Origin of the sequence: Exiguobacterium sp. s149 (assembly GCF_018618395.1) — a bacterium.
Lineage (GTDB): Bacteria > Bacillota > Bacilli > Exiguobacteriales > Exiguobacteriaceae > Exiguobacterium > Exiguobacterium chiriqhucha.
The window spans coordinates 68,559-90,198 of sequence record NZ_JACSLZ010000009.1; the positions used below are offsets into that span (position 1 = coordinate 68,559).

The window sequence follows — 21,640 nt, forward strand, 5'->3', positions numbered from 1 at the left end:
TTGTGTGGAACCGATTCAAGCGGGGAACGTATGAAGTATGGAGAGGAAAACGGATGATGGCGTCACACCATAGAACGGATCAAGAGCGGGAACAGGGTAAGACGACCACGCTTATGATGATGTCGTTGCTGTGCTGGTTCATGTACGGTTTGCTCTATGGGTTTGTCTATTCGAATGTCCTCATGATCTTTATTGTGTTGTTCTCTTCTTTTTTAGGCGTGAGAGGACTGATGGAACGGGACAAACGGATTGAACGGGAAATTTGTGATCTCGGTGTGGAGATTGATTCGGAAGAAGGGGAGATGTTGATGAAACGTGAATATGCGACGTACGAAGTGACAGGCTATGACGACAAAGGAAAAATCAAGTTTATTCATTTGAAGGAAGGCGAGTTCGTCTTGCCGGTCGAGATCAAAGGCGACGACTTGACGAAAATCAAGAAGATGATGGAACTCAATCCAGGCGTGACGGTTATCATCCATGCGGCCGTCGATCAGAAACGGATGCGTCTACAGGAGATTGACGGTTATTCGCTCAGGAAGGACGGATAACGATGCCCATCGCCAAACTGATGTCACGAGATGAGTCATGTGATGTAACGATTGAAAGCTACGCCTATGCCTATCCGGACGCCGACAACATCCATGACGCGGCCTGGCATCGCAACTGGGTCGGGCTTCATACGCCGGACCATCGCATCACATTCGATGACGTCATGCTCGACAGCCTGCTCGTGGCTCACTACATACCGGTGTTCGAGTCGTTCGTTGCCGGTGACATGCAAGAAGTCGAGTTCGAACCGACAGAACCGTATATCCGCTTGATGATGACGAGGAGGGACACGGATGGGGATGAGGTCACGGTAAAGGGATATGTCGAACATCCGCTTGAAGGGGAATCTGAGGAGCTTGCGTTCACGTTTGAGACGTCTGTGAGCAATGTGACGCGTTTTTTGGAAGGGTTACAGGCAATCGCCGACGCATATCCGATTCGAGATCTGTAATTGAAAGCAGCCAGCGCTACGAATAGGCTGGCTGCTTGTTAATGAATGATTTCTTTCCTGGCTTGAACGCCAGCTGCGAATAGAAAGACGACTCCTAGTACGAACGGGACGACAGACTCTAGAGCGATGCCGGCAAGGAACGAGGCGCTCATCAATAAGCAGAACGTGACCGTATAATTTCGTTTCATCTATGTACCAACTCTCATACTCATTTTCCTAAATATAACAGCCCTTCTCTGTGATGAGAAGGGCTGTCTTGAGCTTAGGCTGACGCTTTGTCTGCGTCTTCTTGTGCTTTCAACTCTTCACCGTACGACACGCGGTCTTGCATGCGGACGAACGGGAGGTAGACGGCTACGGCCATGGCAATCGTTGCAATCTGCAAGAGCGCTGCACGCCATCCGCCGATTAAGAAACCGGAGATTACTGGTGGTGTCGTCCATGGCACTTGAAGCGCGTTGAACGGGTCGACCCAGTCCCAAAGGATTGAGAAGTACACCATGAAGGATGCGATGGCAGGAACGATGACGAGCGGTACGAACATGATCGGGTTGAACACAATCGGCATCCCGAAGATGACCGGCTCGTTGATGTTGAAGAGACTTGGTGCAAGCGAGAGCTTACCGAGTTGCTTCAAGTGAGCCGAGCGGGCGACGATGAGTGTTGCGATAATGAACCCGATTGTGATGCCTGATCCACCGCGCCTCGTGAACACGTCGAGGAACTGGATTGTAACGATTTTCGCGTTCTCACCGGCAAGGAGTGTTTCACCCGCATCGAGGAGTGCTTGGTTTTGAAGCGTGTTAGCTGTAAGGAGTGGTCCCTTAATCCCCATGAGGATGGCAGCACCGTGAATTCCACACCACCACATGACTGACATGAGCACCACGATGATGACGGCTCCGGCAAGTGTGTCTGTCAAGTTTTGAAGTGGTGCTTGAAGCACGTCATAGACGACTTCTGTGAACGTATGCTCGGCAACCGCTTTCATCTTTTCGACTAACATACTTGTTGACATACCTGCTGCACAGAAGAGTCCGATTTTCATCATTTTTGATCCATTCCTTTCAATTGGTTGATTTCGTTTTGCATGTTCATCATATAGCCGAGCATCTCTTTTAAGAGGATCGTGTTCATTAAGTGGTCTTGCGCGTGCACCATGAGGACTCCGACCGTAGCCGTTTTCCCTTGTGCCTCGAGTGTGACGAATTTCGTCTGGATGGCGTGTGCTTCTTTTAATGTCGCGTCACCAGCTTTGACCGCTTAAGCCGCTTCTTCTGCTTTGCCTTCTTGCATCAACAGCATCGCATGATGGTAGCTTGCTTTCGCGTCGCCTGAAAGGGCGATTAAACCGAAGATATCTTTGGGAGTAATTTCAATTGTTTCAGAAACCATATTATCTCTCCTTTTTGTGTGGATAACCAAAATTCGTAGTTACAAATTATAAAAAGATGATAGTGCATGATACCGCTTACATGTAAACCCTTTCTTTTGCCCGAAATGCGAACATAAAAAAACGCACACGAGAACAATCTCTCGAGCGCGTTTAGGACTTGATGTTTGAGACTTTGAGCATCTTCACATGACGGAAATGATGTGTCGAGCGCGATACGTCGAAGATTTGACCGTTTGTCAAATAGACGGTGTTGTCAACGAGGAGGGCCGGATCGTTTTCGTTCAACCCGAGTAGTTTGGAATCTTCTGCGTTCAAAAAGTCGGCGTAAATGACACGATCGGCGAAACCAATGGCGAGTTTTTGGTCGTTGCGGAAGTAGTTGTAAATCGACTTCTCGGTGATGTTCCGATCGAGATAGACGACAAGGTCTTTCCGGAAATACGAATCCTCGACCGAGAACGGATGGTCATCGACGAGCCGGAGACGTTTGACGTAGTAGACGGGCGTCCCGACGTTGCACTTCATCCGTTCGGCCACTTCATCGTTCGCTGTCGTCAATTCGAAATCAAGGACGCGCGTCTCGACTTTCCGTCCACTGAAGTCGCTCGTGAGACCTTGCAACTTCTCGAGGTTCACGTAATCGCTCATATAATGGTCACGGACGAAGACGCCGCTCCCTTGCACTTGATAGACGTAGCCTTTATTGACGAGAATCTCGATCGCTTTTCGGATCGTGTTGCGGCTGACGCCGTATTTCGTAGCGTATTCTTCCTCGGTGAGGAGCTTGTTCGTATGTTGATAGACGTGATTCATAATATCCGTCTCAATCTGTTCAGCGACTTGCTTATACTTTGGACCCATGACTTTCTGCACCTTTCGCAACAAAATTTGTAGGTATGAATACGCTATCAGTATATCGGAAATTATAGATTGATGGACGACAATCCTTCGGCATTTGTTGAAAAACGTCGAACGATTGTGAAGAGAATCCTTGAAAATGGCGAAACGAATTTGAAAGGGTTTCGTATAGAAAAGGAGAAGAGTTGAGGAGGAGAAGGATATGGCACAATCAGTTCGAATGGAACGGGAACGAGAATGGAAGCAACGGCATACACGCATCGGGTACGTCTTATTGGTGGTGGTCATCCTGACGTTCGCGTTGATGTTCGTTGGACAGACGACGTGGATGACTGTCCCGCTCGGTCTCGTCGGAATCGCCCTGCTCGTCTCGGACGTGGCGAAATATCGGATGAGACGGTCGTTTCTGGTCAATCCTGTCACCAAAAAGATGCTCCGCTGGCAATTAGGATACGACCTCGTAAATACGAGTGTGCTTGTCATCATGGTCGGTGGGCTATTGATCTTTAGTCGAGACAACCTCTATTGGGCGTTCGCTGTCGTCATCTGGGGAATCATGGCCGAGATCGTGTCGCGCCGTTTGAACCGGACACTACAAGAATATGACCCAATCTTACGCGCCCTCGAGTTGGAGGAAGTGAAATGAAGAATCGTCGAGTAGAGGCGGAGCGCGCCTGGTTTCGCGCATTCCACCAACTGATTTTTGGGATTTTAGGCGTGTTTCTCGTCATCGTGATCCCCGCCACGATATGGACGAACAGTTTGGATTGGGGCATCGTTTATACGGGGCTTATGCTAGTCCCCATCAATGTGATGTACGTCAAGCGTTACCGGATGCGGCGGACGTTGAATCCGCAATTGTCGCATCTCTATCGCCGACAAATCGGAAGTGACTGCCTGAATACGGTCGCCTTTTTTATCGCCATCAATGGGGGGAAGCTGCTAGAGTCGAATACAGCATATATCGGTGGAGTTCTGATTGTGGGCGTGGCCGGATGGCTGACGATGCGAATCGAGAAGCGGATGAAAGAAGAGGATGTGTGGCGTCCTACATATGAACAACTGAGGGGGTGAGCGGATGGAGAATCAGATTCAACAAGAAGTCCGATGGGTGAAGCGAATCCGACGAATCGGTGTACCAGTACTAGTCCTCTATATCCTATCTATGATTGTGGCCCTTCTATTCGAAAAGATGTTGTTGATTCCTTTAATGTGGTCCGTGGCGCTGTTTCTGATTTTCATGGGGCATACACAATACCGCCTCCTTCGGCACTTCTCGACGCATCCGAAAAGCTTACGGTGGTTGCAAGTCGAATACGCGGACACGTGGATTAGCGCAATACTGATGGGTACGTTCATGACGACCTTACTCACAACGGAGTCGCTTGGATTTGGAATTGGATTTCTATTTGGGATTTGGGGTTTGACTGAAAAATATCGTTCCCGCATCATTGCGCGTCAATTGAAACAGTATGATCCCGATATACCGACATATGATGAAGTCATCGAAAGGATGAGTTGAATGGAACTGTCACCACAATCGAAACAACAAATTGATACGATTCTTCGATTTGAAAAGTGGACCGGTTGGGGTTTTGGCATCCTGGCTGTGTCTGCAATCGTTGGGATGCTCGTTTACGCATCGTACTGGGAGATGCCCGATTCGTTTTTTCTAGTGTTCTTAGTAGCGATTTTCGCTATGTTGATTAGCATTGAAACGACTCGATTCCTCATGTGGCTCCGGTTCGTGAAAAACGAAAAAGCACGAAAGCTGCTCACGCTGCGGTACACGGTTTATTTGATTGGGTTTAGCGCGATCGGATACTACGGGATCGTCGTGTTTTATGAGACGCCACAACCGCAGACGTTCCAGGCGTTCTTGTTGTCGCAAGCCTTTTTCTGGGGAGCCGCCTTTTTCGGCAGATGGCTCGACCGTATCATTCAAAAGCATGACGGTCATTATTTGACGGGAGAGGATTTAAAGTTGATTCGGGAAGCCCGTGAGATGGAGCAGGAGCGAGAGCATGGATAAGCGTAGCCAAATGCGTGAATTGACGGCGTTCGATCAGAGAAAGCATTCCACGCAAGTGTTTTTGTCAGCGGTGTTGGCCGCGCTTCTATTTTTCTCATTAGAGTATAATTGGCTATCACCAATGACAGTCATATTTCTCAGCATCGCAGCTGGTCTTCCTGACTTTCGTAAGATGTGGCAACGCGAGAACATTAAAAAACAATTTTTGAAGTCGGATGCAGCAAAGCGCCTCATCCATCTTAACTCTATCTTCGGGCTCGTGACACTACCCTTCTTCCTAGTGTGGGTTTATGCATTGCTCACGGATTTGATTACACTCCAAACGTTCGCTTTGATTGGGCTAGGAGCATACGGGCTCGCCATTCTCGAGCATCGTCTGTACGAGCGTCACATGGCTCAGCTCGACGAACACTACGTCACGGAAGCCGAATTGAGAGAAGAACAAAAGTGGGGGAGCGCTTAGGCGCTTCCTCTTATATGTTAAGGAGGATAATGATGAATCGGAAAGTATGGATCATTTCAGGTCCGGCTGGTGTCGGGAAGTCGACGACGGCGAGATGGCTCGCTCAAAGCATGGAGAAGAGTGCATACGTGTCGGGGGATGACATCAGTCATATGGCAGTCTCTAGTCGTGAAAGGCCATGGGAATCGGAGCGGGCAAACGATTTTGTTTGGAAGAATATCGTCGCGTTGACCGAAAATTTTCTTGAGGCAGGGTATGACGTCGTCGTGGACTGGGTCGCCTTTTGGCAAGACGTGAAGCGTTACACGGCTCACTGGATTGAACAAGGTGTCGAAGTGCGCTACGTCATCTTATGGGCGGAGCAAGACGTTCACGTCCAACGTGATCAACACCGGTCGAGCGATGCGCAGATGGGGGAGCGGGTCATCATATTGCGGAACGAGTTTCTAAGCTCGGGTGCACCGGACCGTTACTATTTAGACAACACGGTCGGTGAGTTGAGAGAGATGATTCAACAGCTTCAAGAAAGCGAACAATTCGTGCTGACAGATTTGCAACAAAGTGGAGCCAGTACATGAGGATTGCGACGTTCAACCTCTGGAACAATCCGACATTATGGTCGAAGCGAATCGAGTCCATCTGTACCACAGTGAAGATGATTGACGCCGATGTGCTGGCGCTTCAAGAAGTCAAAACGCATGTGGAAGGGGAGCAAGGCATCAGTGTAGCCGAGCAGATCGCCAACGAAACGGGCTATCCGTTTTGCGTGTTTCTCGCCTATCCGGATTCACCCGATGAAGGGCTCGCTGTCTTAAGTCATATTCCGCTCGAGACGAATGACGCGATTTGGCACCACGAGGTAGAAGAAGCGAACTACTGTGCGATGCGGGTGACGTTTCAAGCAGGAGGTCACGCGTTCGGATTGACGAACGTCCATCTGAATTGGCGGTCGCCGGTCATTCGGGAAGCGCAAGTGCGAGCGATTCGCGAGTGGATCGGTGGGGGAGAACGTTACGAGTTGCTATGTGGTGACTTCAATGACAATCCGCAGTCGGAAATCTATCGTGATTTGACCGCACATCGTTGGATCGATGTCGCCACATGTCATCGTGGTGGGGATGAGCCGACGCTGGATTATGGACACAATCCGTATTTGAAGCAGGATTCTTTGCAGAAACAACCAGCACGCTACGATTGGATGTTATTGCGTCACGACGAAGGGAACGTCCCGCTCATCTCGAGCGTGGACGTGTTTGGGAAGACGTCTGATTCAATCACCGACATGCTGCCGAGTGATCACTATGGAGTCTTACTCGATCTCGACATCTCTTAAAAAAGGGGGAACGCTTAGTCGCTTCCCCCTTTTTCATTTGAACGTGCGGATGACGAAGTAGAGACAAATGAGGAACGGGATCAAGAACATACTTCCGATCCACTCGCCTTGACCGAATAGGAGCCAGGCGAAGAGCTGGAATGACAAGACGCCGCCGGCAGCAAGTCCAGCAAAACGGTACACTTTCGGGCGAAGCGACGGGTCATCCCACCATTCTTTAAAGAATGGGAAGCTGAACAAGAGCGCGAGCGCCAAGAAAAAGGCGGCCGGAAACACAAGAAAATCCCCAACTTCACTCTGTCCTTCGATTTGCAGCCATTTGGATGCGGTCGATAAGATGATACCGATGACGAGAAAGACGATATTCATAGCCATTCCTCCACTCCATCTAATAGATACTTCCATCATGCCCGAACGAGCTCGCCGGGACAAGCCTGTTCAAAAAAGTAGCTTTTTAGTGAAAGTGGTGACTTTTACATGAACAGTAAAAAAGTATCGGATTTTGTTGTGACATAAACACTTTCGGATTCAATCGAGACCGGCTAGCATGAAAGGGTATCTGGAGAAACGGCCAGCTATGAAGGTAAAAGCGCCAGAACTCTTCGGAGTTGACGAGGTTGGGGGTTATCGAGTTTTCGGCGGATGCCTCCTAGTCGCCTGTCACGACTACAAGTGTTCTTTTAAAACGTTCGGGTGACCGGACGGACAACGAGGAACACGTTGACAGCACTCTAAAAAGCCCGTTTCCTTTTTCGAGAAATCGAATCGATGAGGAGAATTGTTATGTGTGGAATTGTAGGAATGATTGGTCAAGTCGGAACGAAAGAGATTTTATTAAAAGGATTGGAGAAGCTCGAGTATCGAGGCTACGACTCAGCCGGAATCGCGCTCGTCGGTGATGATGTCCATGTATTCAAAGAAGTCGGTCGCATCGCTGCACTTCGTGACATCGTACCGGTCGAAGCGGAAGGCGCCATCGGCATCGGCCACACACGTTGGGCGACCCACGGCGTGCCGAGCGTCCCGAACGCCCACCCGCACCAAAGCACGACGGGCCGCTTCACGCTCGTCCACAACGGTGTCATCGAGAACGACGAGCAGATCAAGGCGACGCTCGACGTCCCGTTCCTCTCAGAGACGGACACAGAAGTCATCGTCCAGTTGATGGAGAAGAACTTCGTCGTGCTAAATGACGTCGAGGCGGCGTTCCGCAAGACGTTGGCTGAGCTCCACGGCTCGTACGCGATCGCGATGATCGACTCAGAGGACAAAGAGCGCCTCTACATCGGCAAGAACAAATCGCCACTCCTCGTCGGACTCGGCGACGGCACGTTCAACGTCGTGGCGTCTGACGCGATGGCGATGCTCCAAGTGACGGACCAGTACCTCGAGCTCCACGACGGCGAGATTGTCATCTTGACGCGCGAATCGGCGACAATCAAGACGCTCGACGGCGAGGTCCTCGAACGTGCCCCGTACACGGCCGAGATCGATACGTCAGACATCGAGAAGGGCACGTACGCGCACTACATGTTGAAGGAGATGGACGAGCAGCCGGCCGTCATCCGCAACATCATCCAGCACTACCAGAACGAGAACGGTGACATCGAGCTCACGGAAGGCGTGCGCTCGCTCGTCTCGGAAGCGGACCGCATCTACATCGTCGCCTGTGGCACGAGCTATAACGCTGGGCTCGTCGGAAAAGACATCCTTGAGCGGATTGCCGGTATCCCGACCGAGGTCCACGTCTCGTCAGAGTTCGGCTACAATATGCCGCCCTTAAGTTCACGTCCGCTGTTCGTCTTCTTGTCACAGTCTGGGGAGACGGCCGACAGCCGGGCCGTTCTCGTCGAAGTGAAGAAGCGCGGCTACAAGGCGCTCACGATGACGAACGTACCAGGGTCGACCCTCTCACGTGAAGCGAACGAGACGATGCTTCTTCACGCCGGCCCGGAAATCGCGGTCGCGTCGACGAAAGCATACACGGCTCAAATCGCCGTGCTCGCCATCCTCGCCTATGATATCGCCCGCGCGAACGGGAAAGATTTGCCGTTCGAGTTGATGCCGGAACTCGCGCGTGTCGCGACGATCATGGACTCGATCATGTCGCAAAAAGAGCTGTTTGAAGATTTGTCGGACCGTTACTTGAAGACGACGCCGAACACGTTCTTCATCGGACGTGGCCTCGATGCGTCGGTCTGTCTCGAAGGCGCGCTCAAAGTAAAAGAAATCTCGTATATCCAAGCAGAAGGCTACCCGGGCGGAGAACTCAAACATGGTTCGATCGCTTTGATTGAAGACGGCACACCGGTCATCGCGCTCATCTCGCAACCGAAGACGAACTTGAACATCCGCGGCAACGTCAAAGAAGTCGTCGCCCGTGGTGCGCACGCGTGTATCATCTCGATGCAAGGCGTCGAGCACGAGAACGACGAGTTCATCTTGCCGCACGTCGAACCGATTCTCGCACCGCTCATCACCGTGTTACCGGTTCAACTCATGGCGTATTACGCCGCGCTCGCACGTGGCTGTGACGTCGATAAGCCGCGTAACTTGGCGAAATCGGTGACGGTTGAATAATTTAAAAAAATAATGTTTACGAAGCAGGCCTCCAACTTGCTACACTATGACAATCAGTTTGTAGAGATATCGGTCATAGACCGAAAATATATGTCGCAAGATACGTCTACCCTCTGAAATCATATGTTGTATGGAGGCTTACTTATGTACCAAGAAGACCGATTACCTCAAAACTCTAAAGAAGGCGTCCTGTTCATGCTGATTATTTCGATCTTGTCCGTGAACACGATCGCACCAATCATCGTCGGGATGGAACGCGGCTTTAGTGTCGCCCATTATATCGACACGCTCAAAATCATCCCGTTCGCCTGGATTGCGCTCATGATTTTGATTCGCTTCATCGTCAAACCGGCAGCCGGGATGCTATTCAAACGATTTGCTGGAGAAATGGATGGCTTTAACGCCCGAATTTTATTGAACATCGTGTTGAACGTCTCGCTAATCTCATTTTTCATGACAATCATCGGACCGTGGATCGGGATGGGGGAGATCAATTTTGATACGTTGCAACACTTCTTCCCGACGTGGTTCCGTAATTTTGGTATCGCGTTCTGGATTGAGTTATTGTTCGCCCAACCGATTGCCCGTGCCGCCATGAAGTCGATTCATGCACGGAATCGTCTGAAGGCCGCCTAACTTTAGACACAGCATCTTTCCGATTGAGGAAAGGTGCTTTTTACTGCTTGCCGATATCTTTGCCAACAAGCAAAATAGTAGGTGAAGTAAGCGGTTGCATCGTATGGTTAGATAAAGATAAGCGATGAAAGAAGGTCTGACATGAACGTATATATTGCCTGTCCATGCGGGTTCGTCACGAGCGCGATGGCGGCGAAGCTGTTTGCCGAAGCGTGTTCGGGAAAATTGTCGTGTGTGATTCAACACGGCACGTATCGAAACATCCCGGAAGACGTGGATTGGATTATCTATCAAGCCGGGACTGAGACGGTCGATCATCCGACCGCGCACGTTCACTCGGTCAGACACATGTTATCGCTCACGGAATATCGACAACTCGTCGAGGAATGGGTGAATGCATATGAAACATGAGTGGAGCGCCCGAGAGCGCTCGATTTTACTACATCTATTGGCAACGGAGACGTCGACACCGCTCGCGGAAATCGCGCAAGCGGTCAATTTGTCTGAGCGGACGATTCAACGGGAGCGTCAACTGCTCGAAGGCATCCTGCGCGAATTCGAGTTGGAACTCGCTTGGCAGCGTGGGCACGGCCTCAGTCTCATCGGCCGTTCCGATGCGAAGCAACAGCTGCGCGAAGACTTGATTTTGTCGGCCGAGGCGATTCCGACGGCCGAAGACCGCATCTTCGAGCTCGCTTGGCGGCTACTGTTTGAAAAAGACACGCTCAAGCTGCAGGCGGTCGCGAAACAGATGCACGTCTCACCGAGTACGCTCACACAAGACCTCGAGAAGCTTGATCGTTGGTTCGACGAGTATCACCTCGAAGTCGAACGGAAGAAAGGGGTCGGGGCCCGAGTGCTCGGCCTTGAAGCCGAGAAGCGGAAGCTGATGATCAATGCGCTCCTCGCCCATTGGGACACGCTCGCGTTCTATCGCTTCGTACGCGGGGAGGATGATTACATCCCGACCTTTTTGAAGACCGTCCCGTGTGACGTTATGCTCGAGGCGCTTCGTGACGGCTATGACTATTTGAAGGAACATCCGTATGAGCGGATGGATGACCGGACGATTATGCGTGTGACGTTCGCTTATGGGGTGCAACAAGCCCGTCTGGACGCCGGCTTCTTCTTAGAGATGTATACGAAAGGACGTTCCGACGACTATTTGAAAGTCGCACAGGACATGGAGACGGCACTCGGGGCGCCGTTCTCGATGGCGGAGCGGGTCTGGTTCGCCGAGGAAGCGAACCGGCTCCGATCGTTGAAAGAACAGATGAAAGAAGATGAAGAAGAGCGCTGGGTCATGCAGATTCGCGTGCATAAGCTCATCCATCACGTCTCGCTCATCCACGGATTCGCCTTCACGGACGATGGCGCGCTCGAGAAAGGGCTCCTCGCCCATATCTTGTCGAGTATGAACACCCAAGCGCTCCCGGATACGGACACGGTCCGTCCGCACATCGACCGTGACTATCCACATTTACGGTCAGCTATCCAGCAGGCGGCCGATATCGTCTTCGGGACAAACACGTTCACGGAAGAAGAGACGGTGTTTTGGGCGATGCATTTCGCCGCCGCGCTCGTCAAACCGGTCCGGCGTCGGGAATATCGGGCTCTTGTCGTCTGTTCGGCCGGTCTCGGATCCTCGAAGATGCTCGTCAACCGGGTCAAACAAGAGTTTCCGGAGATGCAGGACGTCGTCAACTCGTCGTTGTTCGGTCTCGAACAGCATCGACTCGACGACTATGACGTCATCTTGTCGACCGTGCCGTTGCCGCCGTTGTCGGTGCCGACGCTCATCGTCAACCCGCTGTTGACGAACGAAGAAGTACAGCGCGTCCGCCACTTGCTGTTATCGCTCCCACAGTCGTTCCAGACGAAAGAGAAGAGCCACTCGACGATGCTCGACTTCAACGAACTCGGTGCTCTCGTCGAGACGTTCGAACGAATGGACCGGCAGTTCGATCTCGTCACGCTCGATAATAGTGACCGACTCGAAGACATCTTGCTCGATATTGGGACGCATCTAGAAGAACGTGGACTCGTCCAAAGCGGTATCCAGTTATCAGCCCAACTGCTCCGGCGTCATGAAGTGGCGGGGCTCGGGATTCCGGGCACGAAACTGGCCTTGTTCCATGGGCGTCACGCCTCGATTGAACGGGCGAGTGTATTCGCTTTCGACTTGAATCAATCGATCCCGCTCCTCATGATGGACCAATCGACCGAGCCGGTATCGCGTCTGCTTGTCCTGCTCGCACCGGAAGAGGCGGAGGATGTCGAGCTCCAGTTCCTTAGTGCGGTCAGTGGATCATTGATTGAGAGTGAGCAACATATGAACTTATACAGTAACGGTTCAAAGAAAGAACTGCGTCTCTTGCTTCATGAATGTATGAAGAAAATGATTCAAGACACGCTGCACGAGAAATGACCCGCCGTGGTCATTTTTTTATTTGGCATAGAATGTTGCCAAAGTATGAACTGAATTGAATTGAGAAAGCGCTTACGCTGGGACTACAATACGAGTGTAGAGCACAAACCGGTTAGCTATACTACAACAATCTACCTTTCACAATAATCGACTGGAGGTTTTATACATGGCGAATGCGCAAGCTGGCTCGGGCGGGGTTCGAGTCAAAGTACAACGGTTCGGGAGTTTCCTGAGCGGGATGGTCATGCCAAACATCGGCGCCTTCATCGCCTGGGGGATTATCACCGCCCTCTTCATTCCAACGGGCTGGTGGCCGAATGAAAAATTAGCAGAACTCGTTGGTCCGACGATCACGTATCTGTTACCGCTCTTAATCGGATTCACCGGCGGTAAGTTGATTCATGACGTACGAGGCGGAGTCGTCGGGGTACTCGCCACGATGGGGGTCATCGTCGGGACGGACATTCCGATGTTCCTCGGTGCGATGATCATGGGTCCACTCGGTGGATATGTCATTAAACAATTTGACCGCCTCATCGAAGGCAAGGTCAAGGCTGGATTCGAAATGCTCGTCAACAACTTCTCGGTCGGTATCATCGGTGGTCTTCTTATGATCGGTGGCTTCGAGGTGTTCGGTCCAATCATGAGCGGCCTTGATAAAGTCATGGCAGCCGGTGTCGACTGGATCGTCGGTGCGAAACTGTTACCAATCGCCAGTCTATTCATCGAGCCAGCGAAAATCTTGTTCTTGAACAATGCCATCAACCACGGGATTTTGAGCCCGCTCGGTGTCGATCAAGTGGCGGACGCCGGGAAATCGGTCTTGTTCTTACTTGAAGCAAACCCGGGACCAGGTCTTGGTTTACTGCTCGCTTACATGGTGTTCGCTAAAGGTGCGGCCAAACGCACGGCACCAGGGGCGGCAATCATTCACTTCCTCGGTGGGATTCACGAGATTTACTTCCCATACGTCTTGATGAAACCGATCTTGATCCTTGCGATGATCGCAGGGGGTGCAACAGGGGTCTTCACATTCGTCTTGTTCGATGTCGGTCTCGTCGCACCAGCGTCACCAGGTAGTATCTTCGCGATCCTCGCGATGGCTTCACGCGGTTCGTACCTCGGACTTGTGACAGGAATCCTGTTGTCGGCAGCGGTCACGTTCGCCGTGGCAAGCGTCATCTTGAAATCGAGCGCGGCAGAAGAAGTGTCACTTGAAGAAGCGACACAAAACGTCAGCGCGATGAAAGGCAAACAGTCGTATGCGTCAGCTCTCGTTCACGACCGTCTCGACAAAGTCGATCACATCATCTTCGCTTGTGACGCCGGTATGGGTTCGAGCGCGATGGGCGCGTCGGTGCTTCGCAATAAAGTGAATAAAGCGAACTTGCCGATTCGAGTCACGAACACATCGATCAGCCAATTGCCGAAAGACGCCCAATTCATCATCACCCATGAGGATTTGACGGACCGGGCCGAGGCACAAGTGCCAGATGCGATTCACCGTTCGGTCACGAACTTCTTGAACGCCGACTATTACGATCAATTGATCGAAGAAATTAAAGCAGAACGCAGCAAAATCTCATAACACAAGTAGACAGAGACAAGGTTTAAGGTATAGGAGGAACTAAAATGCCATTCATTCAGACAGAGATGATTCGACTTAACCAATCGTTCAACACGTCGGCCGAAGCAATCGACGCAGCCGGTGAAGTGTTAGAAGCAGCCGGATGCGTGTCTCCGGCTTACGTCCAAGCGATGCATGCACGTCAAGCGCTATCAAGCGTTTATATCGGGAACCAAGTCGCGATTCCGCACGGGACTGAGGAAGCGAAATCCGCCGTTCAAAAGACGGGGATTTCCATCCTTCAAGTGCCGGCCGGCGTCGATTTCGGTGGCCAGACGGCGAAACTTGTCATCGGGATTGCCGGTGTGGATGATGAACATTTGGAACTCCTGTCCCAAATCGCAGTCATCTGTTCAGATGAGGATAATGTCGAGCGTCTTGTACAGGCGAAGACGAAGGAAGAGATTTTGTCGTTATTCATGGAAGAGGTGGCGTAATGAAAGCCGTACATTTCGGAGCAGGGAATATCGGACGTGGGTTTATCGGATTGTTGCTTAATCAGAGCGGCTACGAGGTCACGTTCGTCGATATCAATGATACCGTCATCCAGGCGTTAGAAGACAAACGGTTCTATGAAGTCGGATTTGCCGAAGAAGGTGTCGACAACGTCGTCGTCGATCGGGTCCGCGGCGTCAACAGTTTGACCGACCCGGAACGCGTCATCGCCCTCATCGCCGAGGCCGATCTCGTCACGACCGCGGTCGGACCGACGCTGCTACCGAGAGTCGCGCCCCTCATCAGCGAAGGGCTCCGTGAACGAGAGACATCGGCACCCGTTTATGTGATTGCTTGCGAGAACATGATCGGTGGTAGCGCGTCACTTCATCAAGCGATCGAAGCGTCAGGTGGTATCGGGACGGCCAATGCCTCGTTCCCGAATGCGGCCGTCGACCGGATCGTTCCGCTGCAGCAACACGCGGACCCGCTATTCGTCGAGGTCGAGACGTTTTACGAGTGGGTCATCGAGACGAAAGGATTGGCCGAGCGGCCCCCGCTTCAAGGTGTGACGTGGGTCGACGAGATTGGGCCATACATCGAGCGGAAGCTGTTCACGGTCAACACCGGCCACGCCATCGCATCGTACATCGGTTCCTTGTTCGGGAAAGCGACGATCGACGAGGCGCTGAAAGACCGCCGTGTCCGCCAAGTCGTGCAAGGTGCCTTGTATGAGACTGGTTGGCTCCTTCTCGAGAAGTACGGGTTCGAGGCGAAAGAACACAGTCAATACATTCAAAAGATTATCAAACGATTCGAGAATCCGAAGTTGAAAGATGAAGTCTCACGTGTCGCCCGCTCACCGATCCGCAAGCTCGGACCGAGTGACCGGCTCGTCAAACCGGCCCGCGAACTGATCGACAACGGCATCGAACCGAATGAACTGGCCTACGGGATCGCGGCTGCCTTGACCTATTACAACCCTGAGGATTCAGAATCTTCTGAACTTTATGTGTCCATCGAAGAAGATGGCATCGTCTCGACGGTGGAAAAATATCTTCAATTGCATGAGGACGATACGCTGACGAAGTTGATCCTCGAACAATATCACTTAATTCGCGAACAAGAAAAAGCGCAAGTCTCGTAAATCGAATCTCCTGTGCCCGAGTGGCATGGGAGATTTTTGGCATACAAAAAGACTGCAGCGCAGGGGCTGCAGTCTCCTCAAGCTCGGGTCTTTCCAAACTCGATGTACGTCGTGACCGATTTGACGTGCTTCACGACGTCCTTCTCACGAAGGGGACGACTGAAGTAATAGCCTTGAACGTAATCACACTGTTCGTTCAGCAACCATTCGAGTTGATCCGACGTCTCGACGCCTTCCATGAGCACTTTCATATTAAGGTTATGGCCGAGCTGGATCATCGAACGGACGATGGCTTCCTGGTTCCGGTCCGTGAACAAGTTGACGATGAACGACCGGTCGATTTTCAACACTTGGACCGGGAGCTCCCGCAATTGACGGAACGATGAGTAGCCGGTCCCGAAATCGTCGAGCGAGATCAAGATGCCGAACTGATGGAGCTGGGCAAGTTTCTCCCGTGTCGACGCCTCGTATGACAGCATCGACGACTCCGTCACCTCGAGCTCGAGGAACATTGGGTCCATCCCGGTCTCATCCAAGATGGCCTGGAGCGACTCGACAAAATCCTCACGCGCGAACTGGAGCGGGGAGACATTGACCGAAAGGGTGAATGGTTTCACACCAGACTTCTTCCAGCGCACCCAGGCTCGGCATGATTCACGCATGACCCAACTGCCGATTGAGTGAATCAGGCCGGTGTTCTCCGCGATTGGAATGAAGTCTGTCGGTGACACGTGACCGAGCTCGCGGTTGTTCCAACGCAGGAGCGCCTCAACGCCTTCGAGTCGATTTTGCGTAAGTGACACTTTCGGCTGGTACACGAGTGAAAACTCATTTCGGTCGAGCGCCTGCGCGAGCGCCTTTTCGATTTCGACGGTACGAAGGATTTGATGCTTCGACTCGTCTTCGAATTCTTTAATTTGATTCTTACCGGTCCGTTTCGACTCGTGGACGGCGAGGCGTGCGTATTGCACGAGCTCCTCGGCCGACTTCGTATCTTTCGGATAATGACTGATGCCGGCGCTCATCGTCAGTTCGACGGTCGTCCCGTCGATATCGAACGGTTGCGAGATCGCCTTGATACACTTCTCGGCTTTCTGTTTGGCGAGCGTGCTCCGCTTATCAAACAGCAAGATGATGAATTCGGATGAACCGACGCGAGTCAAAATGTCATCCGGGTGAATGGTCACTTGCAGACGCTCAGCGATTTGCATCGTCAGTTCGTCCGAGCCGTGATGCCCGAGCATGTCACTCAAGAAACGCCACCGGTCGATGTCGATGTAGAGACAAGCGACCGGGTCCTCGATTTGAATATGTTCGGCGAGAATACGTTCGAGCTTGTGCCGGTTCGGCAAATCCGTGAGCGTGTCGTGGTACGCCATATGTTCGACGAGACGCTGTGAGGCGATCGTTTCTGAGACGTCACGGAGGAACCAAAGCATCTGGTCCATCGTTTCGCCTTTGAGTGGGTAACTCGTCACTTCGATCGTTCGGTCATCGATGTCAATGCGCCGTGGTTCATAAAACGGTTGATTGATCGTGAGCGACGGATGATAGTCTTGGAAAAAAGCATCTTCTTCGATTTCGTCAAACAAGCGATAGAACGCCATGTTCGCATATTGGATCATTCCATCTTTCGTCGTCGTGACGACGGCATCCGTCGTCGACTCAAGAATCGTCGCTTGAATGAACTCTCGTTTACGAAGGTGACGATCGAGCGTGAGCGACAGGAAGAAAATCGCGAACAAGAGAATCGTGATCGCCGTGACGAGCCATGCGAGTAACGATGGCTCGATCGCATTGGCGAACGGACGATCCGTCTCGATGAACGTGAACGAAGCGGCTAGCATCCCGACGAAGTGCATGCCGAAGATGGCGATGCCCATCAGCAACGAGAAGAATACTTTCAATTCGAGATCAATCTTTTGCTTGGCGTACTTCGAGAAGAAACCAATCCAGAGGGCGACGAGCGAGGCGCCAATCGCAATCAGAATCGATAACGCCGCAAGCCATGGATTATACGAAGTCACTACACCTTGCAGGGCGGCCATGCCGACATAATGCATGCTCGCGATACTGCCGCCCATCACAACCCCGGCACCGATCAAAGCGGGGCGGGTCGTGCGACGCGAGACGATCAAGAAGCCGAAAATACAGCCGGCCATGGCGATGATAACTGAAAATAGGACGAGCGGGATCGAATACGTGACCGGTCGCAACGCCTCATGCGCGAGCATGGCGATAAAATGCATCGACCATATCCCGAGACCGAGCGTCGCACCTCCAGCTAAGATCCACACGTTCTGGACGGAACGGTTCGCTGAATTGACACGCCGTGCCAGCTCGATGGCGGCGTATGCAGAAACGGCGGCGATAATATAAGACAGAATCACAAGAAAAACATTATGACTCATCGAGTGTTCGACTACTGGTTCCATGTGTACCTCGCTAAGGAATGTATTTTTTATAGTAATTCTAATTATACCCCGCAAAACAAAAGCCCACCTATCATTTTGCTTCACTTGTTGAAAATATTTTTTGCGTGAAATAGGGAAGCCAGGCAGAAAGCGGGTAAACTACGTGTAGAAGGAGGGGGACGCGTTGATTCCGACCAAAAAAGAAATCATTCTGTTTCTCCTCATCGCGTTCGGGTTCTCATGGCTGGCGTGGTGGGGGCTGTATATGTGGACCGGATTACCGATCCAGGTGATTGTCGTGATTGGGGCATTCGGTCCAAGTCTTGCCGGGAGTTACATGGCGTTCCGGGAGAACGGTTGGGAAGGTGTCACGACGTTATGGAAGCGGGGATTCGAGTGGCGGATGGCAGGCAGATACTATGCGTTCGGCCTGTTGTTCCTTCCCTCCGTTTTCCTCATTGCCTATTGGTGGTCCGATGCGGAAGGGGCGTTGCTGTTTGAGCGTCTGTGGCTCGTCGTGCCGACGTTCTTCTACATGCTGTTCCTTGGCGGCACGATGCAAGAAGAGTACGGCTGGCGCGGTTATTTGCTCAACGCGTGTCAATTGAAGACGACCCCGATCAAAGCGAGTTTGTTCGTAGGGGGCATTTGGACCGTCTGGCATACACCACTCTTTTTGATGGAGGGGACCGGGCAATCGCTCATCCCGTTTTGGGCATACGCCATGGCGATTCTCGCGTTCACGTTCATCATATCGTGGCTCTACAACGTCACGACGATGAATTTATGGTCCGTTTTCTTGCTTCATACGATGTTCAACGTCTCATTTGCATTTATTCCGTTAATGGAGCCAGGCGTGTTCCCAATCGGCTTTCTCCATTTGACGTTATTACTTGTCACGACTGCAATCGTCCTCATCTGGCTAACGCATGGACATCTCGGTTACGATCATCTCGAGCAGCTCGAGGCGGTGGAAGGGTCGCATCAACCGAACGTTACGCCAGAAGCAGACGCGGGTAAAGACTAGCACGTATCATTCAGGAACAGAGGGAAGTGGACAGATTGAACTTTCGCCAGCTCGAACGTGAAGATGTAAAGCCGCTCCAACGGCTGTTTATGGAGAGTCTGAGTGATTTGATTCGCCGAGAACAGTTTGAGGATGCCGACTTGCTGGATGAAGAAGTCGAACGGTTGAATACGACCGTTCAAGACAGTTTCGAGGACGAGACCGTTCAAATTTTTGTGGTGCTCCAAGGCGACGTCATCGTAGGGACGGCCGCGATTTTGCCTCCGAATGACATCATTACCGCACACGTCGACATCGAGCCAAACGTTCCTGAAATCGGATGCATGTACGTCGCACCTGGTGCCCAACTCCAAGGTGTCGGTCGTTTCTTGATTCACAACATGAGACGTCAACTCGTGGCGAATCAACAAACGGCATTTTATTTGGATGCCGGTTTTCCAACGTCACAAGCCTATTGGGAGGAACGGCTCGGCCCGCCGCTCGTGACGATTGAGCACTATTGGGGTCCGGGGGCGCATCATAAAATTTGGCGTTGCCCCGCCGATGAAAAAGAGACCTGATCGCATCGCGATCAGGTCTCTTGCTTATTTATAAGTGCTCATGAATTGATGAATCCCAGAAGCGGTGGCATCTGCCATCCGTTGCCGGTATGTGGTGCTCGTCAAGTGCGAGCGGTCGTTCGAGTTGCTGATGAAACCATATTCGACAAGGGTCGATGGGACGCTGTTCTTGCCGACGACATAAACGTTTTGATATTTCACACCACGGTTACGAATTGTTGGGATTCGGACACCGAGTTCACGGTTGATGGCTGCCCCTAAACTGCGGCTAGCCGAGATGTATGGGTTCGTCGTATAACTTTCACCGGTCGGGACGAGGACTTCGTGACCGTGGTAAGACGTATTCGTTGACGAGTTGTTATGAATGCTGACGAAGGCGCTACCTTTATACGATTTTGTCAATTCGACGCGTTGTGCGAGCGACAAGTACACGTCGTTCGAGCGCGTCATCCGTGCGTTATAGCCATATGTATTCGAGAGCGTACTCGCGAGACGTGCGGCGATATCGAAAGCGATGACTTTTTCGTACACTGATCCGTACACAGCCCCTGGGTCATTCCCGCCGTGTCCAGCATCGATCACGATTGTCCGACCTGAACCGGTTGATGTCGTTGGTGTCGTCGTTGTTGAAACCTTAACATATTGGGAAGAAACATATCCTGTCTTGCCACCGTAGCTGACCTTGAACCACGAACCATACGTGCCAAGATAAGTTACAGCCTTACCGCTTGGGATTGTGACCAGGACATTAGCGGTAGTAGAAGCGCTTTGCCGTAAGTTCAAATTGACCGTGGTCGTATAAGTTTTTGTAGAAGTTGTTGTAGTATTTGATGTCGAGACTTTAACATATTGGGAAGAAACATATCCTGTCTTGCCACCATAGCTGACCTTGAACCACGAACCATACGTGCCAAGATAAGTGACCCTTTTGCCGCTTGGAATTGTTAAGAGGACCGTGGCTGACGTAGAAGCGCTTTGCCGTAAGTTCAAATTGACCGTGGTCGTATAGGTTTTTGTAGAAGTTGTTGTAGTACTTGATGTCGAGACTTTAACATATTGGGAAGAAACATATCCTGTCTTACCACCGTAGCTGACCTTGAACCACGAACCATACGTGCCAAGGTAAGTGACTGTTTTGCCACTTGGAATTGTTAAAAGCACTGTAGCCGATGTAGACGCACTTTGTCGAAGGTTCAAGTTAGCCGTTGTAGTGTATGTAGATGCGGCTTCGACTCGACTTGATTCGAAACCGGTCGGCGTCATGTCAAATGGGATGACAGCCGTACCCCCGAGAACGAGAGAAGAAGTTAGCAACAGTTTAAGACTCCAAGAGGGTTTTGTTGTGTTCAATTTAGTTTCTCTCCTTTGATTGGAAAAGCTGGGTTGAAAAATCATGTCCCCGTTATTATATAAGGAAACAAGAAAAAAATGGAGGTTAATATGTAAATTGTTTTACTTTTTTTAAATAAGTTCATTTTTATAGTTTCGGAAATGAAAAAAGAGATGCGCGAGGGCATCTCTTTTAACGGATTATGCAAGTGGTGAAGCATCTTTAGAAGCAACTTGGTTGGTTGGGAAGCTCCAGAGGCGTGGGAAATCCTCAGCTGCTACCTGGTTGGTTGGGAAGCTCCAGAGGCGTGGGAAATCCTCAGCTGCTACCTGGTTGGTTGGGAAGCTCCAGAGGCGTGGGAAATCCTCAGC

Annotated in this window: 25 protein-coding genes and 2 pseudogenes; 18 read left to right on the forward strand and 9 right to left on the reverse strand. The window is 51.4% G+C overall.

Annotated elements, in window-relative coordinates; translation table 11 throughout:
• The first annotated feature begins 2 nt into the window (after positions 1-2).
• Complete coding sequence (locus KNP81_RS12165; RefSeq protein ID WP_214720132.1) at positions 3-551, forward strand: hypothetical protein; 549 nt, start codon at positions 3-5, stop codon at positions 549-551.
• Positions 552-553: 2 nt separating this feature from the next.
• Complete coding sequence (locus KNP81_RS12170) at positions 554-1,003, forward strand: WapI family immunity protein (RefSeq protein WP_214720133.1); 450 nt, start codon at positions 554-556, stop codon at positions 1,001-1,003.
• Between the two features lie 38 nt (positions 1,004-1,041).
• Here the strand turns inward: KNP81_RS12170 and KNP81_RS12175 are convergent, their stop codons facing one another.
• The 5 genes and pseudogenes from KNP81_RS12175 to KNP81_RS12190 all read right to left on the reverse strand — a co-directional run bounded on the left by KNP81_RS12175 (position 1,042) and on the right by KNP81_RS12190 (position 3,260).
• The gene (locus KNP81_RS12175) at positions 1,042-1,191 is read right to left on the reverse strand and encodes a hypothetical protein (protein WP_158570788.1); all 150 of its coding nucleotides are present in this window, start codon (positions 1,189-1,191) and stop codon (positions 1,042-1,044) included.
• Positions 1,192-1,265: 74 nt separating this feature from the next.
• The gene (locus KNP81_RS12180; protein WP_251130352.1) at positions 1,266-2,054 is read right to left on the reverse strand and encodes a PTS transporter subunit EIIC; all 789 of its coding nucleotides are present in this window, start codon (positions 2,052-2,054) and stop codon (positions 1,266-1,268) included.
• Positions 2,051-2,251 (reverse strand): annotated as a pseudogene (locus KNP81_RS15335) (PTS lactose/cellobiose transporter subunit IIA); the annotation flags it as partial. The gene KNP81_RS12180 and the pseudogene KNP81_RS15335, both read right to left, overlap by 4 nt.
• Before the next feature lie 15 nt (positions 2,252-2,266).
• Positions 2,267-2,398, reverse strand: coding sequence for a hypothetical protein (locus tag KNP81_RS15405; RefSeq protein ID WP_285800948.1), 132 nt, complete (start codon positions 2,396-2,398; stop codon positions 2,267-2,269).
• A gap of 151 nt (positions 2,399-2,549) precedes the next feature.
• On the reverse strand, positions 2,550-3,260 hold the full coding sequence (locus tag KNP81_RS12190) for a GntR family transcriptional regulator (RefSeq protein WP_214720134.1): 711 nt from the start codon (positions 3,258-3,260) through the stop codon (positions 2,550-2,552).
• Positions 3,261-3,459: 199 nt separating this feature from the next.
• On the opposite strand from KNP81_RS12190, the gene KNP81_RS12195 reads away from it, so the two are divergent.
• Genes KNP81_RS12195 through KNP81_RS12225 form a run of 7 tightly spaced genes read left to right on the forward strand, consistent with a single transcriptional unit; the run spans position 3,460 to position 7,085 of the window.
• The gene (locus tag KNP81_RS12195) at positions 3,460-3,903 is read left to right on the forward strand and encodes a hypothetical protein (RefSeq protein WP_214720135.1); all 444 of its coding nucleotides are present in this window, start codon (positions 3,460-3,462) and stop codon (positions 3,901-3,903) included.
• On the forward strand, positions 3,900-4,331 hold the full coding sequence (locus KNP81_RS12200; protein WP_214720136.1) for a hypothetical protein: 432 nt from the start codon (positions 3,900-3,902) through the stop codon (positions 4,329-4,331). The genes KNP81_RS12195 and KNP81_RS12200 overlap by 4 nt, the downstream gene beginning before the upstream one ends.
• Before the next feature lie 4 nt (positions 4,332-4,335).
• On the forward strand, positions 4,336-4,779 hold the full coding sequence (locus KNP81_RS12205; RefSeq protein WP_131472859.1) for a hypothetical protein: 444 nt from the start codon (positions 4,336-4,338) through the stop codon (positions 4,777-4,779).
• On the forward strand, positions 4,780-5,289 hold the full coding sequence (locus tag KNP81_RS12210; protein ID WP_214720137.1) for a hypothetical protein: 510 nt from the start codon (positions 4,780-4,782) through the stop codon (positions 5,287-5,289).
• Positions 5,282-5,752, forward strand: coding sequence for a hypothetical protein (locus KNP81_RS12215; RefSeq protein ID WP_214720138.1), 471 nt, complete (start codon positions 5,282-5,284; stop codon positions 5,750-5,752). Before KNP81_RS12210 ends, KNP81_RS12215 begins: the two co-directional genes overlap by 8 nt.
• A 32-nt stretch (positions 5,753-5,784) precedes the next feature.
• Positions 5,785-6,330 carry a P-loop nucleotide/nucleoside kinase family protein gene (locus KNP81_RS12220; RefSeq protein ID WP_214720139.1) on the forward strand — a complete coding sequence of 182 codons (546 nt, stop codon included), beginning with the start codon at positions 5,785-5,787 and terminating at the stop codon, positions 6,328-6,330.
• Positions 6,327-7,085, forward strand: coding sequence for an endonuclease/exonuclease/phosphatase family protein (locus KNP81_RS12225; RefSeq protein ID WP_214720140.1), 759 nt, complete (start codon positions 6,327-6,329; stop codon positions 7,083-7,085). Before KNP81_RS12220 ends, KNP81_RS12225 begins: the two co-directional genes overlap by 4 nt.
• Before the next feature lie 33 nt (positions 7,086-7,118).
• On the opposite strand, the gene KNP81_RS12230 is transcribed toward KNP81_RS12225, so the two are convergent.
• Positions 7,119-7,454, reverse strand: coding sequence for a hypothetical protein (locus KNP81_RS12230; RefSeq protein WP_214720141.1), 336 nt, complete (start codon positions 7,452-7,454; stop codon positions 7,119-7,121).
• 414 nt (positions 7,455-7,868) lie between these two features.
• On the opposite strand from KNP81_RS12230, the gene glmS reads away from it, so the two are divergent.
• The 7 genes from glmS to KNP81_RS12265 all read left to right on the forward strand — a co-directional run bounded on the left by glmS (position 7,869) and on the right by KNP81_RS12265 (position 15,938).
• Positions 7,869-9,665 carry a glutamine--fructose-6-phosphate transaminase (isomerizing) gene (glmS, locus tag KNP81_RS12235; RefSeq protein WP_214720142.1) on the forward strand — a complete coding sequence of 599 codons (1,797 nt, stop codon included), beginning with the start codon at positions 7,869-7,871 and terminating at the stop codon, positions 9,663-9,665.
• A 144-nt stretch (positions 9,666-9,809) separates the two neighbouring features.
• On the forward strand, positions 9,810-10,301 hold the full coding sequence (locus KNP81_RS12240) for a DUF2798 domain-containing protein (protein ID WP_214720143.1): 492 nt from the start codon (positions 9,810-9,812) through the stop codon (positions 10,299-10,301).
• 141 nt (positions 10,302-10,442) lie between these two features.
• On the forward strand, positions 10,443-10,712 hold the full coding sequence (locus KNP81_RS12245) for a PTS sugar transporter subunit IIB (RefSeq protein WP_214720144.1): 270 nt from the start codon (positions 10,443-10,445) through the stop codon (positions 10,710-10,712).
• Positions 10,702-12,729 carry a BglG family transcription antiterminator gene (locus KNP81_RS12250; RefSeq protein WP_214720145.1) on the forward strand — a complete coding sequence of 676 codons (2,028 nt, stop codon included), beginning with the start codon at positions 10,702-10,704 and terminating at the stop codon, positions 12,727-12,729. The genes KNP81_RS12245 and KNP81_RS12250 overlap by 11 nt, the downstream gene beginning before the upstream one ends.
• A 166-nt stretch (positions 12,730-12,895) precedes the next feature.
• The gene (locus KNP81_RS12255; RefSeq protein ID WP_214716155.1) at positions 12,896-14,317 is read left to right on the forward strand and encodes a PTS mannitol transporter subunit IIBC; all 1,422 of its coding nucleotides are present in this window, start codon (positions 12,896-12,898) and stop codon (positions 14,315-14,317) included.
• Positions 14,318-14,361: 44 nt separating this feature from the next.
• Positions 14,362-14,793: a PTS mannitol transporter subunit IIA gene (locus KNP81_RS12260; protein WP_052090290.1), complete on the forward strand. Its 432-nt coding sequence runs from the start codon at positions 14,362-14,364 to the stop codon at positions 14,791-14,793.
• The gene (locus KNP81_RS12265; protein WP_214720146.1) at positions 14,793-15,938 is read left to right on the forward strand and encodes a mannitol-1-phosphate 5-dehydrogenase; all 1,146 of its coding nucleotides are present in this window, start codon (positions 14,793-14,795) and stop codon (positions 15,936-15,938) included. Before KNP81_RS12260 ends, KNP81_RS12265 begins: the two co-directional genes overlap by 1 nt.
• 77 nt (positions 15,939-16,015) lie before the next feature.
• On the opposite strand, the gene KNP81_RS12270 is transcribed toward KNP81_RS12265, so the two are convergent.
• Complete coding sequence (locus KNP81_RS12270) at positions 16,016-18,373, reverse strand: bifunctional diguanylate cyclase/phosphodiesterase (RefSeq protein ID WP_251129054.1); 2,358 nt, start codon at positions 18,371-18,373, stop codon at positions 16,016-16,018.
• Between the two features lie 163 nt (positions 18,374-18,536).
• Between KNP81_RS12270 and KNP81_RS12275 the strand changes: the two genes are divergently transcribed.
• Positions 18,537-19,379 (forward strand): CPBP family intramembrane glutamic endopeptidase, encoded by an 843-nt coding sequence (locus tag KNP81_RS12275; protein WP_214720147.1) that lies wholly within the window; start codon positions 18,537-18,539, stop codon positions 19,377-19,379.
• Positions 19,380-19,414: 35 nt separating this feature from the next.
• Positions 19,415-19,939, forward strand: a complete 525-nt coding sequence (locus tag KNP81_RS12280) for a GNAT family N-acetyltransferase (protein ID WP_214720148.1) — start codon at positions 19,415-19,417, stop codon at positions 19,937-19,939.
• Between the two features lie 24 nt (positions 19,940-19,963).
• On the opposite strand, the gene KNP81_RS15500 is transcribed toward KNP81_RS12280, so the two are convergent.
• Positions 19,964-20,521, reverse strand: coding sequence for an N-acetylmuramoyl-L-alanine amidase family protein (locus KNP81_RS15500; protein ID WP_286038605.1), 558 nt, complete (start codon positions 20,519-20,521; stop codon positions 19,964-19,966).
• A 63-nt stretch (positions 20,522-20,584) separates the two neighbouring features.
• Positions 20,585-21,334 (reverse strand): annotated as a pseudogene (locus KNP81_RS15505) (SH3 domain-containing protein); the annotation flags it as partial.
• Between the last annotated feature and the right edge of the window lie 306 nt (positions 21,335-21,640).

Excerpts from the sequence above, each read along its gene's own strand:
- KNP81_RS12220 (WP_214720139.1), top strand. The coding sequence starts at position 5,785 with ATGAATCGGAAAGTATGGATCATTTCAGGTCCGGCTGGTGTCGGGAAG.
- KNP81_RS12230 (WP_214720141.1), bottom strand. The coding sequence starts at position 7,454 with ATGAATATCGTCTTTCTCGTCATCGGTATCATCTTATCGACCGCATCC.
- KNP81_RS12265 (WP_214720146.1), top strand. The coding sequence starts at position 14,793 with ATGAAAGCCGTACATTTCGGAGCAGGGAATATCGGACGTGGGTTTATC.
- KNP81_RS12240 (WP_214720143.1), top strand. The coding sequence starts at position 9,810 with ATGTACCAAGAAGACCGATTACCTCAAAACTCTAAAGAAGGCGTCCTG.
- KNP81_RS12250 (WP_214720145.1), top strand. The coding sequence starts at position 10,702 with ATGAAACATGAGTGGAGCGCCCGAGAGCGCTCGATTTTACTACATCTA.
- KNP81_RS12200 (WP_214720136.1), top strand. The coding sequence starts at position 3,900 with ATGAAGAATCGTCGAGTAGAGGCGGAGCGCGCCTGGTTTCGCGCATTC.
- KNP81_RS12190 (WP_214720134.1), bottom strand. The coding sequence starts at position 3,260 with ATGGGTCCAAAGTATAAGCAAGTCGCTGAACAGATTGAGACGGATATT.
- KNP81_RS15405 (WP_285800948.1), bottom strand. The coding sequence starts at position 2,398 with ATGGTTTCTGAAACAATTGAAATTACTCCCAAAGATATCTTCGGTTTA.
- KNP81_RS12245 (WP_214720144.1), top strand. The coding sequence starts at position 10,443 with ATGAACGTATATATTGCCTGTCCATGCGGGTTCGTCACGAGCGCGATG.
- KNP81_RS12270 (WP_251129054.1), bottom strand. The coding sequence starts at position 18,373 with ATGGAACCAGTAGTCGAACACTCGATGAGTCATAATGTTTTTCTTGTG.
- KNP81_RS12225 (WP_214720140.1), top strand. The coding sequence starts at position 6,327 with ATGAGGATTGCGACGTTCAACCTCTGGAACAATCCGACATTATGGTCG.
- KNP81_RS12205 (WP_131472859.1), top strand. The coding sequence starts at position 4,336 with ATGGAGAATCAGATTCAACAAGAAGTCCGATGGGTGAAGCGAATCCGA.
- KNP81_RS12210 (WP_214720137.1), top strand. The coding sequence starts at position 4,780 with ATGGAACTGTCACCACAATCGAAACAACAAATTGATACGATTCTTCGA.
- KNP81_RS12170 (WP_214720133.1), top strand. The coding sequence starts at position 554 with ATGCCCATCGCCAAACTGATGTCACGAGATGAGTCATGTGATGTAACG.
- glmS (WP_214720142.1), top strand. The coding sequence starts at position 7,869 with ATGTGTGGAATTGTAGGAATGATTGGTCAAGTCGGAACGAAAGAGATT.
- KNP81_RS12195 (WP_214720135.1), top strand. The coding sequence starts at position 3,460 with ATGGCACAATCAGTTCGAATGGAACGGGAACGAGAATGGAAGCAACGG.
- KNP81_RS12255 (WP_214716155.1), top strand. The coding sequence starts at position 12,896 with ATGGCGAATGCGCAAGCTGGCTCGGGCGGGGTTCGAGTCAAAGTACAA.
- KNP81_RS12175 (WP_158570788.1), bottom strand. The coding sequence starts at position 1,191 with ATGAAACGAAATTATACGGTCACGTTCTGCTTATTGATGAGCGCCTCG.
- KNP81_RS12180 (WP_251130352.1), bottom strand. The coding sequence starts at position 2,054 with ATGATGAAAATCGGACTCTTCTGTGCAGCAGGTATGTCAACAAGTATG.
- KNP81_RS12260 (WP_052090290.1), top strand. The coding sequence starts at position 14,362 with ATGCCATTCATTCAGACAGAGATGATTCGACTTAACCAATCGTTCAAC.
- KNP81_RS12215 (WP_214720138.1), top strand. The coding sequence starts at position 5,282 with ATGGATAAGCGTAGCCAAATGCGTGAATTGACGGCGTTCGATCAGAGA.